This window comes from Candidimonas humi, assembly GCF_019166065.1.
In the GTDB taxonomy this organism is placed as follows: Bacteria; Pseudomonadota; Gammaproteobacteria; order Burkholderiales; family Burkholderiaceae_B; genus Candidimonas; species Candidimonas humi.
The window spans coordinates 27,961-44,404 of sequence record NZ_JAHTBN010000009.1 but is presented as its reverse complement, the minus strand read 5'-3'; the positions used below and the strand labels follow the sequence as shown (position 1 = coordinate 44,404).

The 16,444-nt window shown below is 66.9% G+C and carries 14 protein-coding genes; 5 read left to right on the top strand and 9 right to left on the bottom strand.

The annotated features are described in order from the left end of the window. Positions 1-2: 2 nt before the first annotated feature. The gene (locus KVP10_RS17330; protein WP_217965938.1) at positions 3-1,178 is read left to right on the top strand and encodes a CaiB/BaiF CoA transferase family protein; all 1,176 of its coding nucleotides are present in this window, start codon (positions 3-5) and stop codon (positions 1,176-1,178) included. Positions 1,179-1,276: 98 nt separating this feature from the next. Further along, on the top strand, positions 1,277-2,161 hold the full coding sequence (locus KVP10_RS17325; protein WP_246600789.1) for an HpcH/HpaI aldolase/citrate lyase family protein: 885 nt from the start codon (positions 1,277-1,279) through the stop codon (positions 2,159-2,161). A gap of 69 nt (positions 2,162-2,230) precedes the next feature. Here the strand turns inward: KVP10_RS17325 and folK are convergent, their stop codons facing one another. The 3 genes from folK to hda form a co-directional block, all read right to left on the bottom strand. Further along, positions 2,231-2,704: a 2-amino-4-hydroxy-6-hydroxymethyldihydropteridine diphosphokinase gene (folK, locus tag KVP10_RS17320; RefSeq protein WP_217965935.1), complete on the bottom strand. Its 474-nt coding sequence runs from the start codon at positions 2,702-2,704 to the stop codon at positions 2,231-2,233. 222 nt (positions 2,705-2,926) lie between these two features. Further along, complete coding sequence (gene pcnB / locus KVP10_RS17315; RefSeq protein ID WP_217965934.1) at positions 2,927-4,324, bottom strand: polynucleotide adenylyltransferase PcnB; 1,398 nt, start codon at positions 4,322-4,324, stop codon at positions 2,927-2,929. A gap of 9 nt (positions 4,325-4,333) precedes the next feature. Beyond that, positions 4,334-5,050 carry a DnaA regulatory inactivator Hda gene (gene hda / locus KVP10_RS17310; protein WP_217965933.1) on the bottom strand — a complete coding sequence of 239 codons (717 nt, stop codon included), beginning with the start codon at positions 5,048-5,050 and terminating at the stop codon, positions 4,334-4,336. A gap of 169 nt (positions 5,051-5,219) precedes the next feature. Here hda and purM point away from each other — a divergent pair, with 169 nt between their 5' ends. Further along, positions 5,220-6,269, top strand: a complete 1,050-nt coding sequence (gene purM / locus KVP10_RS17305) for a phosphoribosylformylglycinamidine cyclo-ligase (protein ID WP_217965932.1) — start codon at positions 5,220-5,222, stop codon at positions 6,267-6,269. Positions 6,270-6,425: 156 nt separating this feature from the next. Here the strand turns inward: purM and KVP10_RS17300 are convergent, their stop codons facing one another. The 4 genes from KVP10_RS17300 to KVP10_RS17285 all read right to left on the bottom strand — a co-directional run bounded on the left by KVP10_RS17300 (position 6,426) and on the right by KVP10_RS17285 (position 11,331). Then, positions 6,426-7,442, bottom strand: a complete 1,017-nt coding sequence (locus KVP10_RS17300; RefSeq protein WP_217965931.1) for a Bug family tripartite tricarboxylate transporter substrate binding protein — start codon at positions 7,440-7,442, stop codon at positions 6,426-6,428. A gap of 132 nt (positions 7,443-7,574) precedes the next feature. Beyond that, the gene (locus KVP10_RS17295) at positions 7,575-8,957 is read right to left on the bottom strand and encodes an MmgE/PrpD family protein (protein WP_217965930.1); all 1,383 of its coding nucleotides are present in this window, start codon (positions 8,955-8,957) and stop codon (positions 7,575-7,577) included. Positions 8,958-9,019: 62 nt separating this feature from the next. After that, entirely contained in the window at positions 9,020-10,420 is a 1,401-nt protein-coding gene (locus tag KVP10_RS17290) for an MmgE/PrpD family protein (RefSeq protein ID WP_217965928.1), read from the bottom strand. 107 nt (positions 10,421-10,527) lie between these two features. Further along, positions 10,528-11,331: an N-acyl homoserine lactonase family protein gene (locus tag KVP10_RS17285; protein ID WP_217965926.1), complete on the bottom strand. Its 804-nt coding sequence runs from the start codon at positions 11,329-11,331 to the stop codon at positions 10,528-10,530. Between the two features lie 242 nt (positions 11,332-11,573). On the opposite strand from KVP10_RS17285, the gene KVP10_RS17280 reads away from it, so the two are divergent. Then, positions 11,574-12,494 carry a LysR family transcriptional regulator gene (locus tag KVP10_RS17280; RefSeq protein WP_217965923.1) on the top strand — a complete coding sequence of 307 codons (921 nt, stop codon included), beginning with the start codon at positions 11,574-11,576 and terminating at the stop codon, positions 12,492-12,494. Between the two features lie 56 nt (positions 12,495-12,550). On the opposite strand, the gene miaA is transcribed toward KVP10_RS17280, so the two are convergent. Together miaA and mutL are read right to left on the bottom strand one after the other, a co-directional pair. Next, complete coding sequence (gene miaA / locus KVP10_RS17275) at positions 12,551-13,507, bottom strand: tRNA (adenosine(37)-N6)-dimethylallyltransferase MiaA (RefSeq protein ID WP_217965921.1); 957 nt, start codon at positions 13,505-13,507, stop codon at positions 12,551-12,553. Then, the gene (gene mutL / locus KVP10_RS17270; protein WP_217965919.1) at positions 13,504-15,492 is read right to left on the bottom strand and encodes a DNA mismatch repair endonuclease MutL; all 1,989 of its coding nucleotides are present in this window, start codon (positions 15,490-15,492) and stop codon (positions 13,504-13,506) included. Before mutL ends, miaA begins: the two co-directional genes overlap by 4 nt. Positions 15,493-15,708: 216 nt before the next feature. On the opposite strand from mutL, the gene KVP10_RS17265 reads away from it, so the two are divergent. After that, positions 15,709-16,350, top strand: a complete 642-nt coding sequence (locus tag KVP10_RS17265) for a VTT domain-containing protein (RefSeq protein ID WP_217965917.1) — start codon at positions 15,709-15,711, stop codon at positions 16,348-16,350. Positions 16,351-16,444: the final 94 nt, after the last annotated feature.

The window sequence follows — 16,444 nt, the reverse complement described above, 5'->3', positions numbered from 1 at the left end:
GTATGAAAAGTAATAGCGATGTGTCCGGCGCGCAAGAACAGGCGGGGCCTGGTCCCCTGGGCGGCGTCAGGGTGGTGGATCTTTCCAGGCTGGTGGCGGGCAATCAGTTGACGATGCTGCTTGCCGATTTCGGCGCCGAGGTCATCAAGATCGAGCAGCCCGGGCAGGGCGACCCCTTGCGCCATTGGCGCACGGGCGGCGAGCCCCTGCACTGGGAGGTATACGGGCGCAACAAGAAAAGCGTGGCGCTCGACCTCAAGAGCGCCGAAGGGCGCGAGTCGCTGCTGCGCCTGGTGGCCGGCGCCGACGTGCTGGTGGAAAGCTTCCGCCCCGGTACGCTCGAGAAATTGAATCTGGCGCCGGCCGAATTGCACAAGCACAACAGCCGGCTGCTGATCGTGCGGATCTCGGGCTGGGGGCAGACCGGCGAATTCGCCGGCAGGCCGGGGTTCGGAACGCTGGTGGAGGCCATGTCGGGGTTCGCGGCCATGAACGGGTTCGAAGACCGCGAACCGGTCCTGCCGCCCAATTCGCTGGCGGACATGGTGGCGGGCACTTATGGCGCGTTTGCCGTGGCCGCGGCGCTGCGCCAGTCCGAGGGCCGGGACGGCTCGGGCCAGGTCATGGATCTTTCGCTGTTCGAGCCGCTGTTCTCCATTCTGGGCCCCTTGGCCGCGGCGTACGAGGCCACCGGGGAAATCAAGCAGCGTGCCGGCAGCCGGTCCCAGACCGCCGCGCCGCGCAATGTGTACAAGACGAAAGACGGCAAGTGGCTGGCCCTGTCCTCGTCGACCCAGGCCATGACGGAGCGGCTGTTGCGCACGATAGGCCATCCGGACCTGATCGACGATCCGCGATTCGCCAGCAATTCCGTGCGCCTGCAGCATGCCGATGAGCTGGACGTGGTCTTGAACGGGTATTTCAGTGCCCGTACTGCCGACGAAATCCTCGATGTGATGGGCGCAGCCGGGGTGACGATGGCGCCGGTAATGGCCATAGACGAGCTCTTGCAAAGCGCGCTGTTCCGCAGCCGGGACGTGGTCGTGAAAGGGCCGGCCCGCAAGGACGGCACGTCCGTGCTGATGCACAACGTCGTGCCGCGCCTGTCGCGGACCCCGGGCACTCTCAGGACCCCTGCCCCCGAGCTCGGCGAGCATAATCGGCAATACCTGGATTGACGGGGTCGGGGGCGGCCCGGCAGGCGGCGGCCGGCTTGCGTATCCGGCATCCGGGTCGGGCAGACACTACATACATTGAAATCATGGAAAGGTGCGATATGGCAACAGAATTATCCTGGCGTTCGCTGCTTTATGTGCCGGTGACCGCAAAGCGCTTCGTGGAAAAAGCGCATACCCGCGGGGCCGATGCGATCCAGCTGGATCTCGAAGACAGCATTCCCGCGGCGCAGAAGGTGCCGGCGCGCGGCCTCCTGGCCGAATGCGTCGAATTCCTGAGAGACAAGGGCGTCGATATCGTCGTGCGCATCAATAATACGGAAGAGCTGGTGCGCGACGACCTCAGGGCCTGCGTGCTGCCGGGCGTCAAGGCCGTGGCCATCCCCAAGGTTGCGTCCGCGGCCTCGGTGCGGGAATACGACGCGCTGGTGCGCGCACAAGAGGCGCGCATGGGCCTGGCCGAAGGGTCTATCCGCTTCATCATCATGATAGAGACTGCCCTGGGGTTTTGCGACATGGACGAGATCGCGCGGGCGTGCCCGCGCATATGCGCGATGACCCTGGGGTCCGAGGATTTCGCCACCTCGATCGGCATCCAGCCGGAAGCCGACCTGTTGCGCGGGCCGAAGCTGCGCTGCGTCATCGCTGCCCGCGCGGCGGGCATCGTGCCGCTGGGCCTGGCGGGGTCGGTCGCCGGCTACCAGGACGAGGAAGCCTTCCGGGCGCTGGCCCGCGAGTCCCGACGGCTGGGTTTCGTCGGCGCGAGCGCCATACATCCCAAGCAAGTGCCGATCCTGAACGAAGCCTTCATGCCGGGCGCGGACGAAGTCGAGCAAGCCAGGGAAATCGTGCAGGCCTATGCGGAATCCGTGGCGCAGGGCGTGGGCGCCATCGAGGTCGGCGGGAAGATGGTCGACGAGCCTATCGTCGAGCGCGCGCGGGCGGTGCTGAGATTGCACGAGCGCCTGTCCGGCCGCGGGCATTGAGCCTGGAACTTGGAGCGAGCTTAGGGCGTTGCATCCAAGGGCTCCTAAGGTTCGATCAATCGGATTGTGTCAGTCCAGGCGCTCGATGGCCTGGCCGGCGCATTGCCGCAGCAGTTCGGGCAGAGATCCCTGCGCCAGCCGCAAGCCCGGCTCCAGGTCGGCCAGCGGCGCCAGCACGAATGCCCGTTCATGCATGCGAGGGTGCGGCACGACGAGATCGGGTTCTTCAATACGCTCGTTGCCGTAGAGCAGCAGGTCCAGGTCGAGCGTGCGCGGGGCGTTGCGGTACGGACGGGTGCGTCCGTATTGCAGCTCGATGCGCTGCAGCTCGCGCAGCAGTTCCCGGGCGGGCAGGGCGGTGCGCAGCGCCGCCACGGCATTGACATAGTCGGGGCCGCCCGAGTCGACGGGCGCGCTGCGATAGAAGGGCGACAGGCGCAGGCCGTCTACTCCGGGAATACGCGCGATATCGGCCGCGGCGCGACGCAGCGTCGCTCCGGCGTCGCCCAGATTGGCTCCCAGGCCTACATAAGCCGGCGTCATGATAAGCGTGTCGTGATCAGCATCTGGTTGAGCTTGCCCTGGCCTCATACGTATCCGCAATCAAAAAAATAAAAATTCATGCGAGGGATTCTTATCTCTTTGAAAGTCGATGGGTATCAGGCCAGCGTGGGCTTTGGGGGCGGCTCGTCTTTATGCTGCCCCGGCCCTCAGCCGGCCGGGAGGCCGGTGCGCCCCGGTTTTCGGCTTCGGCCAGCTCTGCCGTCAGCCCTGGCCCTGCGGGTTCTCGCCGCCTTGCACCGTGCGGTCGCCTTCGCCCTGGCCGGCCGTCTTGCGCCGCGGGCGGCGGCGCTTGCGCGCGGGCCCGGCCGCGCTGCGCTGCTGCCGGCTCTGCTGCATATGGGATTCGATCATCTCGGCCCGCTGCCCATCGTCGGCGTCGGCCAGGTCCATCCACCACTGGGCCTGCACGCTGTCGACTTCGTGCGCTTCGGCCCGCAACTGCAAGAAGTCTACCGCCGCGCGGAAGCGCGGCTGGTCGAGCATGCGCCAGACGGCCTTGCCGCTGGCCCGCTCGAAGCGCGGCTGCATGAACCAGATCTCGCGCATGTCGGACTGATAGCGCCGCTGGATGGCGAGCTTGCGGGTCTGTTCTTCCATGACCGAGTCGGCCGCCTGGGTCAGCGCCTGCAGCGAATGTTCGCCCGCGGCCACGGTCTGCTGCCAGCGCTTGTCCACCAGCTTCCAGAGCAGTGCGGCGAACAGGAAGCTCGGGCTCACCGTCTTGGCCGCGCGTACCCGGGCGTCGGTGCGTTCCAGCGCCAGTTCGACGAATTGCTCGCCGCCGGATTCTTCGAAGATCAGGTCGATCAGGGGCAGCAGGCCCTGGTGCAGGCCGGCCGTGCGCAGCATGCGCAGGCAGTCCATCGCGTGGCCGCAGGTCAGCAGCTTGAGCATCTCGTCGAACAGGCGCGAGGCGGGCACGTTCTCGATCAGTCCCGCCAGCCGGCGTATGGGTTCTTTGGTGGCCGGATCGATGGTGGCGTTGAGCTTGGCGGCGAAGCGCACCGCGCGCAGCATGCGCACCGGGTCTTCCCGATAGCGCGTTTCGGGGTCGCCGATCATGCGCACGACGCGCTTGCGCAGGTCGCTGACGCCATTGTGGAAGTCTATGACTTCTTCCTTGATGGGGTCGTAATACAGGGCGTTGACGGTGAAATCGCGCCGCGCCGCATCTTCTTCGTGCGTACCGAAGGTATTGTCGCGCAGGATGCGGCCGTATTCGTCGGTTTCCTGGTCGGCGCTGGAAGGCGCGCGGAACGTGGAAGTCTCGATGATTTCCTGGCCGAACACGACGTGCACGAGCTGGAAGCGCCGGCCTATGATGCGCGCCCGGCGGAACAGCGGGCGGATCTGTTCGGGCGTGGCGTTGGTGGCCACGTCGAAATCCTTGGGCTGCAGGCCGACTATCAGGTCGCGCACCGCGCCGCCGACGATATAGGCGGCGTAGCCATGCTGGTGCAGCACTTCGCAGACTTTGATGGCGTGCCGCGAGACGTTGCGCCGGTCTATGCCGTGCTTGTCGCGCGCCAGGCGCAAGGGGCCTTTCGCGGGGGAGGCGAAGAGCCGGCTGACAAAGTTTTTTATTGTTTCTGCAAGCATGAGGGTGTGTCAGAGTGGTGTGGCCGGGCGCGGGGGCGCTTCGTCGGCGGAGCCGGCCAGCAATTCCCGCAGCAGGGGCAGCGTGATGGCGCGCTGCTTTTCCATGGAGTAGCGGTCCAGCGCGTCGAGCAACGCCGTCAGTTTACCCATGTCGCGCGCATAATGGGTCAATACCCAGTTCAGCACTTCGGCCGACAGCTGCAGCCCGCGCTCGGCTGCACGGCCGGCCAGGGCCGCGGCGCGCTCCGCGTCGGACAGCAGTTCCAGGCGGAAGCTCAGGTCCCAGCCCAGGCGTGTGCGCAGGTCTTCGCGCAGCGGCATGGCCATGGGAGCCCGGTCGCCGGCAACCAGCACCGCGAAGGCCTGTGCGGTTTGCGCGGCGGCGCGCCAGCGATTGTACAGCGCGAAGACCGCAGCCTGGCCCTCGGGGCCGAGGCTGCCGATATCGTCCACGGCCACCAGCCGCGGCGGCGCGGCATCGCCCGTGGCCAGTTCGGCCAGCGGCCCGGGGTCGCTCGCGGCGGTGGCGTACAGGCAGCCCGGGGCCTCGCCCAGGGCGCGCAGCAGATGCGTGCGGCCCGCGCCCGGCGGGCCCCAGAGATAGATCGCCCGGCCCGGCTGCAGTTCCCGCAGGGCCTGCAGCACGACGCCGTTGCCGCCGGGAACGAAATTTTCCAGCGTGGGCCGGGGCGGCGGCAGCAGGTCCAGTATGAGCTGGCGGCTCATCGGAGGCTGGCCGCCCGGCGGCGGCTGGGCCGGCATGTCGCAAACATCGTAAAATTGCTTCCTTCTGCCATTCGGCTATGTGGCTCCGCTTGCCGGTGGGCGGGCGGCCCGCCGGCTGCGTCGCGATTTCGCTCAACACGCAATTCTTGCACATCCCACGGCTTTTCTCATGACGAACAAAAAGACAGCTTCCCTGACATACCGCGACGCGGGGGTCGACATCGACGCGGGCGAGGCGCTGGTCGACCGCATCAAGCCGCTGGCCGCGCGCACCATGCGGGCCGGCGTAATGGCCGGAATCGGCGGCTTCGGGGCGCTGTTCGAGGTGCCGCGGCAGATGCGCGAGCCGGTGCTGGTATCGGGTACCGACGGCGTCGGCACCAAGCTGCGCCTGGCCTTCGACTGGCAGCGCCACGACACGGTGGGCATCGACCTGGTGGCCATGAGCGTCAACGACATACTGGTGCAGGGCGCCGAGCCGCTGTTCTTCCTGGATTACTTCGCCTGCGGCAAGCTGTCGGTCGACACTGCTGCGCGCGTGGTGGGCGGCATCGCCAAGGGCTGTGAACTAGCCGGCTGCGCCCTGATCGGCGGGGAAACTGCCGAAATGCCGGGCATGTACCCCGAAGGCGAGTATGACCTGGCGGGCTTCGCGGTGGGCGCGGTCGAGAAGTCCCGCATCATAGACGGCGCCTCGATCGCCGTGGGCGACGCGGTGCTGGGCCTGGCCTCCAGCGGGGCGCATTCCAACGGGTTTTCGTTGTTGCGCCGCATTCTCAAGCATGCCAACGCCAAGCCGACCCAGGACCTGGGCGGCAGGCCCATGCTGGACGTGGTCATGGAACCCACCCGCATCTACGTCAAGCCGGTGCTGCATGCCCTGGCCGAGCACGGTACCGACATCAAGGGCCTGGCGCACATCACCGGCGGCGGCCTGCTGGACAACGTGCCGCGCATCCTGGCCGACGGGCTGTGCGCCCGCCTGCATCGCGATGCCTGGCAGATGCCCGAGCTGTTTTCCTGGCTGCAGCGCAACGGCGGGGTGGCCGACGCCGAAATGCACCGCGTCTTCAATTGCGGCATAGGCATGGTGATCGTGGTGCCGGCCGAACGCGCCGACGCCATCGCCGCGACGCTGCGGGCCCAGGGCGAGCAGGTCAGCCGCCTGGGCGAAATCGTCGAACGCGAGCCGGGCGGGCCCCAGACCGTCGTGGTCTGATCCACCTCATGGCCGCCTCATTCGGGCTGTAATCCATTCGGCGGCCGCCGCCGCGCGGCCCGGCATACCGGGTGGCTGGCGGTCGACGACGCGCCGTTCGGGCGTCCGCGCTGCGGGCTGTTTGCTGGACCGCCCGCTGCCCTGGCACCCGCCGCCTCAGTTGGCGCGGACGTCGGCGGCCTTGGCGATCTTGCCCCAGCGCAGGGTTTCCGACTTCATGAAGGCCTCCGCGGCTGCAGGCGAAGCCTGGATATAGGGTTCTATGCCCAGCTTGCCCAGTTGGGCAATCACCTGCGGGTCTTTCGCCGCCTTGGCCAGCGCCGCATACAGCGTATCGACGACGCCGTCGGGGGTCTTGGCCGGCGCCATGACCGCGAACCAGTTGAAGGCCAGCAGCTTGGGCAGGCCGCCTTCCGCGGAGGTTGGCACCTTGGGCAGCACGGACGAGCGTTTTTCGTGCGTGACCGCCACGGGCCGCAGCTTGCCCGCCTGGACCTGGGAGTACAGCGCGGGCACATCGACAATGATGCCGTCCACGTGGCCGCCGACGGCGTCGGTGATCGCGGGAGCCGCGCCCTTGTAGGGCACGTGCACGATGTGGCCGCCCGATTCGAGCCTGAACAATTCGATGGCGAGATGGGGCAGGCCTCCCGCCCCCGATGACGCCAAGGTTACGTTCCGGGTCTTGGACAGCTTGACCAGTTCGGCCAGGGTCCGGGCGGGCACCTTGGGGTTGATCGCCAGCAATTCGGGGGTCTGCGCCACCGTGGTGACGGCGCGCAGATCGGTCAGCGGATCGTAGGGCAGGTTTTTATAGGTGTGCGGGCTGATTGCCAGCGGGCTTGCGCTGCCCAGGGTGACGGTATATCCGTCCGGCTTGGCGCGTACCGTATATTCCGTGCCTATGGTGGCATTGGCTCCCGCCTTGTTCTCGACGATCACCGGCACGCCGAGCGCCTCGGAAAACTTGGGCGCGATGATGCGCGCAACGATGTCGTTGGAACCTCCGGGCGGAAAGCCGACGACCAGCGTCACTGCCCGCGACGGGAACTTCGCCTGGGCCGCGGCCCCGGTGGCAAGCAGGACGAGGCCTATGGCCAGGGCCGTTTTCCTGGCCGCGCCTTGCAAGCGGGACGAGAGTCCGGCGCATGGGTACGTTTTGCTCGATTGCATAGTTGTCTCCTTGTTTTATGTTGCAAATGGCGCCCGTCCCGAGCCTGGCCGGCGAGCCGCGCGCGCCGCAAGGCGCGACGCGGGCATCTCGTGCCGGGCAAGGGGTCATGCCCCGCGCTTGCCGAGCTCCCTCTAGGCTGCGAGGCCTTCCTGCCCGGGCTGCAGCAGGGCCATCAGGTCGCGGACATTGCCGCAATGCTCTATATCGGCCACGCAATCTGCAATGGCGGTCGCCCGTTCCTGGCCCAGCACCGGAATGACGAGGCTGTCGAACTTGGCTCGCAGCTCCGCGTCGTTCATCGGGTTTTGTATGGAGCCCTTGGGGTAGTCGACTTGGGCGGTGTGGCGCGTGCCGTCTTCCATGATTGCCGTCATGCGGCAGGACACGCCGCGCGGCAATGTTTCGTCCACGGTGATTTCGACTGCGGCGGCCAGCCTGCGGAGCTCGGGCTGCGTGAGCCGCGCGTTGTCGTACTGGGCGAAGAGCGCCTGGCCGTCGCTGAGCGCCACCGCGACGGAATAGGGCAGGCTGACCTGGGCCTCGTGGTAGGTGAGCGGCTTGGCGTTCTGGTGGTAGTGTGCCCAGTCGGGATGCCTTTCCATGAGAATGCGGGAAATCTTCTTCAGGTCGGGCGCATGGCGCTTGCGTATTTCCAGGGCGCAGTCAATGGCGTTGTGGATGGGCCGCGCGCAGGAATAGGGCTTGAATTCGATATCGAACTGGTAGGCCTGGTCCAGCCCCTCGGTCAGGCGCTCGGGGAAATTTTCGTCGGTGAAAGCCGCCAGGAAGCCCCGTTCGCCTTCGAAAATAGTGGCCGCGCCGGTAAAGCCCAGTTGCGCGATCGTCGCCGCGGTGACGCCATTGCGAGAGGCCGGGCCCGGGTTGAAGCGCTTCTGCATGGATGGGCCGTACATCTCCATCAGCCCGCCTGCCTGCGCCCCGGCCAGGCCCAGCGCCGATACGGTTTCGTCCGCGGACAGGCCGAGCATCTTCGCCGCGGCGATCGTTGCCCCGAATGTGCCGCAGGTCGGGGTCGTATGGTAGCCGCGGTCGCGCAGCGACGAGTTGGCCGCCTTGCTCAGGCGTTCCATCATTTCGCAGCCGGCGGCCAGGGACACGAGCAGATCCTTGCCGCTGGCCGAGCGCTGCTCGGCGGTTGCCAGCGCCGCCGAATAGACGGGGGGGCTGAAGTGGAAAAGCGCCAGTACGTCGATGTCGTCGAGCTCGACGCTGTGCGAGGAAATGGCATTGGCGAAGGCGGCCATTTCGGCGGGCGCGCGGCTCGATCCGCCGATCAGCGCGGCCTCGGGCCTGCCGCCCGTGCTCAGCGCATACGCCCCGGCCACGCGGCCCGGGCCGGTCTGGCTGCCCGAAACGGCTACCCCCAGGTAATCGAGCAGCAGGCGCTTGAGCGCCTTGCGAGAGGCATTGCCCAGGCTGTCGTAGTCGAGGGCCTGGAAGTGGGCGGCCAGTTGTTCGGCGATGGTGGCGGAGGGCGCTAGGGATAGATTCACTATGGTCTCTTCTTGCGGGTCGTATGAATGTCGAGGGCTTGTATGCTGCGGATTTGCGTGGCTCAGGGCCGGGCCGCGGCCAGGATATCCAGCAAGGGCCGGATGTCGTCGAGCCGATCCAGCGTGCGCGAGAGCTCGATGACTTTCTCGACGTCAGGTGCGCTCAGGCAGGAGCGCGCCACGTGGCGGAACTTGTGCTCGATGTCGGGCTGCTGCAAGGGGTTTTCGGGGCTGCCGCGCCGATGCAGGATCTCCGCCTCGAACCGTTCCCCCTTGCGGGTGGTGACGGCGACGCGGGCGGCGTGGCGAAAAGCCGGCCCCATCGCGTCTATGTCCGCATCGACACGGGCATCGATGCGTGAAATGAAGTCGAGTATTTTGGGATCGCCGAGACGTTCCTCGCGGTACTGGTCCACGAAAGCCATGCCGTCGAAGGCAATGACGGCCAGGCCGTAATACAGGTTCATTTGCGCCGCCGTCACGCCCTGGGCCTTGTAGGGCCATGCGCAGTGCACGTGCGTCATATGGCTGACGCCGACATCCAGCGCGGCGATGTCGTCCGCGGCCAGTTCGTGATCGAGCATGATCTGCCTCAGGGCATCCAGGGCCGCGTGTATGCTGGTGACGCTGGCATGCGGCTTGTAGCCGACCGTTCCCGTTTCCCATACCTGCCCCAGGCCGTCGGTCAGGCGGCGCGCGTTGGGTTCGCCGGAGTACGAGCTGAGATAGCCGCCGTAGGGGGCTTCGAGCACGTCCACGATGCCGGTGAAGTCGGCCCCGGCCAGTTGCGCGGCGTAAACGCCGCTTTGCGCCGCGCGGCCCGAATGGAAGCGCTTGACCATGGCGCCTTCTTGCGCCGCCATGAGGCCGCCGGCCTGCGAGCCGACGATGCCCAGCGCATGCTGCATGCGCTGCGCGTCGAGACCCAGCATCCGTCCCGCGGTGGCCGCCGCCACGAACACGCCGCTCGTGCCCTGGGGATGGAAGCCCCTGAAGAACAGGCTCATGGTGGCGGCATTGCCCACGCGCGTGCCTATCTCGTAGCCGGCGGCCATGGCGGTGATCAGGTCTCGCCCGCTACGCCTGCCCGTCGTCTCCGCCAGGGCGACCGCTACCGGCAAGGCGATCGAGCCGGGATGCAGGATAGATTCTTTGTGGATGTCGTCGAGCTCGAAGGCATGGCCCGCCGTGGCGTTCACGAGCACGGCGCCGGCCGCCGAAGTCTTGCGCCCGCTGCCGAATAGCGAGGCGGCCGGGCGGCTGCCTTCGGCCTCGACCATGGCTTGTACCTTCTGTGTCCAGGGCAATGTGGCGCCGAACAGGCAGCAGCCTATGCTGTCCAGCGCGCTGGTCTTGATCCTGTCGACCACTTGCGCGGGTATGCGCTCGAATTCCAGGCCTGCCGCGAACGCCGCCAGGTCGCGCGTGGCGCCTTCAAGAAGAGGTGGAGTTGATTGGCTCATGCATGACTTCCCATGTGTGTGCTTGTTCGAGTTCGTGCCGGAAGTTCCGGCGGCGGCTGGCCGGCTGGCGCTACGTCCCGCGCAATGGAGGCGGCAGCACCGGGCGCCTACTGCGCGGGGGCCTGGTCCAGCCGTACGGCGATGCCTTCCAGGGCTGCCGATGCCTGGGGGTAGCGCTGCATGACCAGGGGGTCATGGCCCGGCACGATGTGCCGCGGCGATTGCGCCAGCGCCTGCAGCTTTTCATAGCCGTCGATGGCCTCGCCTACGTTGAACACCGTCGTGAAGACGCGCTTGCCTTCGAAATGCTCGTAGAAGTGGCTGGCGTCCGAAGCCAATACGACCCAGCCGCGCTGCGTGTGGACGCGCACGCATTGCAGGCCGTGGGTATGGCCGCCTATCCTGTGCAGACTGACTCCGGGCGCGAGCCGGGCGTCGCCTCGGTAAAAGTTGACCCGGTCTTTGAACACCATGCGCACCATGCCTACGACTTCCTCGACCTCATAGCCGTGGTTGAACTGGCGGTGGCGCATGTGGCGGCCGGTGGCATAGGCCATCTCGTCGTCCTGCAGGTGGAACTGCGCGGCGCCGAAGGCGTCGAAGGTGCCGATGTGGTCGTAATGCATATGGGTGACGATCACGTCCTTGACTTCGGCTGCATCCACGCCCAGCAGCGCCAGGCCTTGCGCGGGGGTGCGCAGCAATTGGCGCCCGCGCTTGCTGGCCGCCTCGGGGCCGAATCCGGTATCGACGACAAAAGTCCTGTCCTCGTTGCGGATGAGCCATACGTAATAGTCCATGGACATAGGGGCATCGTGCGGATCGCCGCCTATGAAGTAATTCCGGCGGGAGCTCTCGCGCGTCGCGTAGCGGATCGCGTAGACCTCGTATTCGGGCAGCGCTTCGTCCATCCTTGTCGTGTCCTCGTGCTGGATAGAGCCTGTTCTTGCGCGCGGAGGCATAGAGCAGGATCGAGTTCTTGTCAGATAGCTTGTGGGAAGTCTAATATCAGTGCTTTCACTGATCAATTAGCTAATATTCAGAATATTGGTGAATCAAAGTCACTAGTCAAGCATGGCACGCAGAGCGATGCCGGCGATCGCCATGTATCGGCGGCACATTCCGGGGCGGGCGACGGACGGAGACAGTTCCCATGGAAAACCTGAACTCGCTGCGCGTGTTCGTGCGCGTGGCGGAGGCGCGCAGCTTTGCCAAGGCGGCCAAGCGCCTCGGCCTGACCGGGTCGGCGGTCAGCAAATCGGTCACGCGCCTGGAAAAAGAGCTGGGCGTGCGCCTATTGCAGCGCACGACGCGCTCGGTCGGGCTGACCGACGACGGCCAGAGTTTTTTCGAGCACTGCCAGCAAATCCTGATGGATATCGAGCATGCCGAGAACATGCTCAGCAAGATTTCTTCCGCGGCATACGGCCGCTTGCGGCTGCACATGCCGGTGGCCTTCGGCCGGCGCGTGATCATTCCCGCCATTCCGGCGTTCCTGAACAAGCATCCGAACCTCGTGCTGAACGTGGAGCTGAGCGACCGGACTATCGACATGGCCTACGAAGGCGTCGACGCGGCGGTTCATATCGGCGAGCCGGCCGATGCCCGCCTCATCGCGCGCAAGCTGTGCAATCTGCGCTTTGTCGCTTGCGCCTCGCCCGAATACCTGGCCCGGCACGGCGAGCCGCGCACGCCCGACGACCTCGACCATCACCACTGCCTGGCCTACGTGATCCTGCATTCGGGGCGGTATCGCGAATGGCTGTTCCAGAAAGACGGGAAGATATTCGGCAAGACGGTATCGGGCCGGCTGAACGTCAATAACACCGAGACCTTGCTGGAAGCCGCCATCGCCGGCCTGGGAATCGCGATGATCAGCAACTTCACGGCAGCCGAGGCGATCCGGTCCGGCAAGCTGCGCCGCATACTGACCGACTATGCCGCCATCGGGCCGCAGGTATCGGTGATATACCTGCCCAACCGCAACCTTTCGCCCAAGGTCCGCGCGTTCGTCGAGTTCCTGCAGGAACTGCTGCCGCCCAATCCCGATTGGGACAAGATCACGCTGTCCTAGTGCGGAAGATTTCGCAAGCGTGTCGATATTTGCGGCCGCATCCCTGTCCCCGCACCTTAGGGGCGCAGGGGTGGCACCGCGCCCAGTATCCTGTCCATGGCCGCCGCTACGCGGTCCGGCGCGTCGGGTGCCAGACAGTCGATGACGTGCCGTTCGGGCTGGGCGCGCAGCCAGGTGAGCTGGCGCTTGGCCAGTTGGCGCGTGGCGGCGATGGCGCGTTGGACCGCCGACTCCAGGTCCGTTGCACCGTCCAGGTAGTCCCAGATCTGCCGGTAGCCCACGCAGCGTATCGAGGGCAGCCCAGGGTGCAGGTCGCCGCGTTGATATAGCGCGCGCACTTCCTCGACCAGGCCGGCGTCGAGCATCTGCCGGTAGCGTGCGGCGATGCGGGCATGCAGAGCCAGGCGATCCGAGGGTTCCAGGCTGATCGTGAAGTATTGATAGGGGCCGTCGGGTTCGCGGGCGGCATCTTCCGCGAGCAGGGCCGACATGGGGCGGCCGGTGATGCGGTAGATCTCGATGGCGCGCTGCAGGCGCTGGCTGTCGTTGGGGGCCAGGCGTTGCGCCGTGTCCGGATCGAAGGCCGCCAGGCGCCGGTGCAGCTCGGGCCAGCCGTGCTGCCGGGCCTCGGCGTCGATGGCCGCGCGCACGGCGGGGTCGGCCTGCGGCAGGTCGCTCAGGCCGTCCCTCAGCGCCTTGTAGTACAGCATGGTGCCGCCGCACAGCAGGGGGATGCGGCCGCGGGCGTGGATTTCCGCGATCAGGCGTAGCGCATCGTCGCGAAACTCGGCCGCGGAATAGCTTGCGGCGGGGTCGCGGATGTCGAGCAGATGTTGCGGCACTTGCCGCCGTTCGGCGGGGGTGGGCTTGGCCGTGCCGATGTCCATGCCGCGGTAGATGACGGCCGAATCCACGTTCACGATTTCGATCGGCCAGCGCTGCGCCACGGCCAGCGTGGCGGCGCTCTTGCCGGCGGCGGTGGGGCCGGCAAGGCAGACTATCGGCGTCTTCATTGGCCGCGCATGAACAGCCGGTCCAGTTCCGCCAGCGGCCACTGGATCCAGGTCGGGCGTCCATGGTTGCATTGGTCGGCGCGTTCCGTCTGTTCCATGCGGCGCAGCAGCGCGTTCATTTCTTCCAGGGTCAGGCGTCGGTTGGCGCGCACCGAGCCATGGCAGGCCATGGTCGACAGCAGTTCGTTGCGCTGCTCGGTCAGGCGCGGCGAGCTGCCCACATTGCCGAGATCGCGCAGCACCTCGCGGGCAAGGGATTCGATGTCGCCCTGGGCGAGCAGGGCGGGCACGGTGCGCACCGCCAGCGCGGCCGGGCCGGCGGGGCGGATGGTCAGGCCGAGCTCGTCCAGCATGGCTTCGTGTTCTTCCGCCAGGCCGATTTCTTTTTCCGTGGCGCTGAACACCACCGGCACCAGCAATTCCTGGCGCGGCAGGCTGCTCGCGTCCATCGCCAGCTTGAGCTTTTCATAGACGACGCGCTCGTGGGCCGCGTGCATGTCCACTAGCACCAGCCCCTGCCGGTTCTGGGCCAATATATAGATGCCGTGCAGTTGGCCCAGCGCCATCCCTAGCGGGAATTCATCCGCGCCGGCTGCATCCGTATCGGCCGCGGCTCCGCTCGCGGGAACGGCCGGCTCGGGCAAGGGGCGATACAGCGTCTGCCAGCCGGCCGCCCCGTCCGGCGCGGAATCGCGCAGGCTCAGCGCGGCCTGGCGCATGGCTGGCCCCGGGTAGGCCTGCCCGCGGGACGGGGGCGCGGCATAGGGGCGTGCGGAATAAGGAGACGCGGGGTCGGCCGGCCCTGTGCGTCCTGCTTCGGGGGCTGCCGATGCAGGCGGGTATCCGGAGGCCGGGTGCGAGACAGCGCCGCCGGCGCCCTGCCATGACGGACTGGGCAGATGCGCGGAGTCTTGCGCGGCGCCGCCGGAAGCCGCCGCGCCATGGGGAAGAACTTGCGGCGAAACCGGCTGTGCGGCGCCCGGCGCTTGCGTTTCGCCGCCTGTCAGCGCCAGCGCGTCGCCCAGCGCCCGCGCCACGAAGCCGTGCACGGCCCCGCTGTCGCGAAAACGCACCTCGTGCTTGGCGGGGTGCACGTTGACGTCCACCATGGCCGGGTCGATGTCCAGGAACAGCACGTAGGCCGGCTGCCGGTCGCCGTGCAGCACGTCGCTGTAGGCCTGGCGCACCGCGTGCGAGACAGTGCGGTCTTTCACATAGCGGCCGTTGACGTACAGATATTGCTGGTCGGCGCGCGCGCGGGCATAGGTGGGCCGGGTGATGAGGCCGCGCAGCGCGATCAGGCCATGCTCGGCCCGCACGTCCAGCCCCTGCGCGCAGAATTCGTCGCCGAGCACATCGCGTATGCGCTGCTGCATGCCCGCGGCGCGCCATTGGCGCTGCGGCTTGTCGTTGTGGAACAGGCGCATCGCGATGTGGGGATGCGCCAGCGCAATGCGCCCGAGAATTTCCACGCAGTGGCCGTACTCGGTCGCTTCGGTGCGCAGGAACTTGCGCCGCGCCGGCACGGCGTCGAACAGCAGGCGCACGTCCACCGTGGTGCCCAGCGGCCCCGAGGCGGGTTCGGGTGCCTGTGCGCCGCGCCCGATCTGCCAGGCGTGCTCGGCCTGCGCCGTGCGCGAGGTGATCGTCAATTGCGCGACCGATGCGATCGAAGCCAGCGCCTCGCCGCGAAAACCCATGGAGGCCACCGATTCCAGGTCCTGCAGGCTGGCGATCTTGCTGGTGGCGTGGCGCGTCAGGGCCAGCACGAGCTCGTCGGGCGGAATGCCGGCGCCGTCGTCGCTGACGGCCACCCTGCGTATGCCGCCGCCCTCGAGCCGCACATCGATGGCGCGCGCGCCCGCGTCGACGGCATTTTCCAGGATTTCCTTCAGCACCGAGGCGGGCCGTTCTATCACCTCGCCCGCGGCAATCTGGCTGACCAGCAGATCGGGCAGGGTGGCGATGGGGCGGCGATCGGGCATGGGAATTCCTCTGGAAACTGGGCGCGCAGGCGTGGCGGGCGGCGACGTAGAGGCCTGGGCCCTTGCTGCGGCCTCGGCCCACGATTGCGGATGGGCAGGGGCGCCTGCAGCCGCCGCAATCGCCTCTTTCGATTTTAGCCTCGGTCGCCGCGCTTGGCCCGCTCGAGGAGCCAGAGTACGCTATATTGCTATATTTTCCGCCGCCGGTAGCTCTCCATGCCCGATATCCTCAGCATGATCCTGCACATAGACCAGTTCCTCGGGGCCTGGGTCTCGCAGTACGGGGCATGGATCTACCTGGTGCTGTTCCTGATCATTTTCAGCGAGACCGGCCTGGTGGTGCTGCCTTTCCTGCCGGGCGATTCCCTGCTGTTCATCGCCGGCGCGTTCGGCGCTTCGGGGCTCATGGACACCGGCCTGCTGACGGGCTTGCTGATCGTGGCTGCAGTGACGGGCAATACCGTCAACTATGCCGTCGGCCGCTACATAGGCCCGCGCGTTTTTTCCAGCAATTTTCGCTTCCTGGACCACCACGCCCTGATAAAGACGCACGAATTCTACGAGCGGCATGGCGGCAAGACTATCGTGCTCTCCCGCTTCCTGCCGCTGGTGCGCACCTTCGCGCCGTTCGTGGCCGGCGTGGGCAGCATGAATTTCCTGCGCTTCCAGCTGTTCAACATCACGGGGGCGGTGCTGTGGGTGGGGGGGCTGATCCTGCTCGGGCACTTCTTCGGCAACGTGCCCATCATCAAAGAACACCTCAACACCATTGTGCTGATAGGCGTATGCGCGGCCGTCGTGCCGGTGGCGCTGGGCGGCCTCTGGAAGCTTTTCAGGCGCAAGAAAGCGCGCGCCTAGGCCTGCGGGCCTCTTCCTTTGTATGGCGAGTCTATGCCCCCGGGGGGGCGTTTCGTTCGCGGCAAGTGAACAGGGGGCGGAGGCCGCCCGCCTG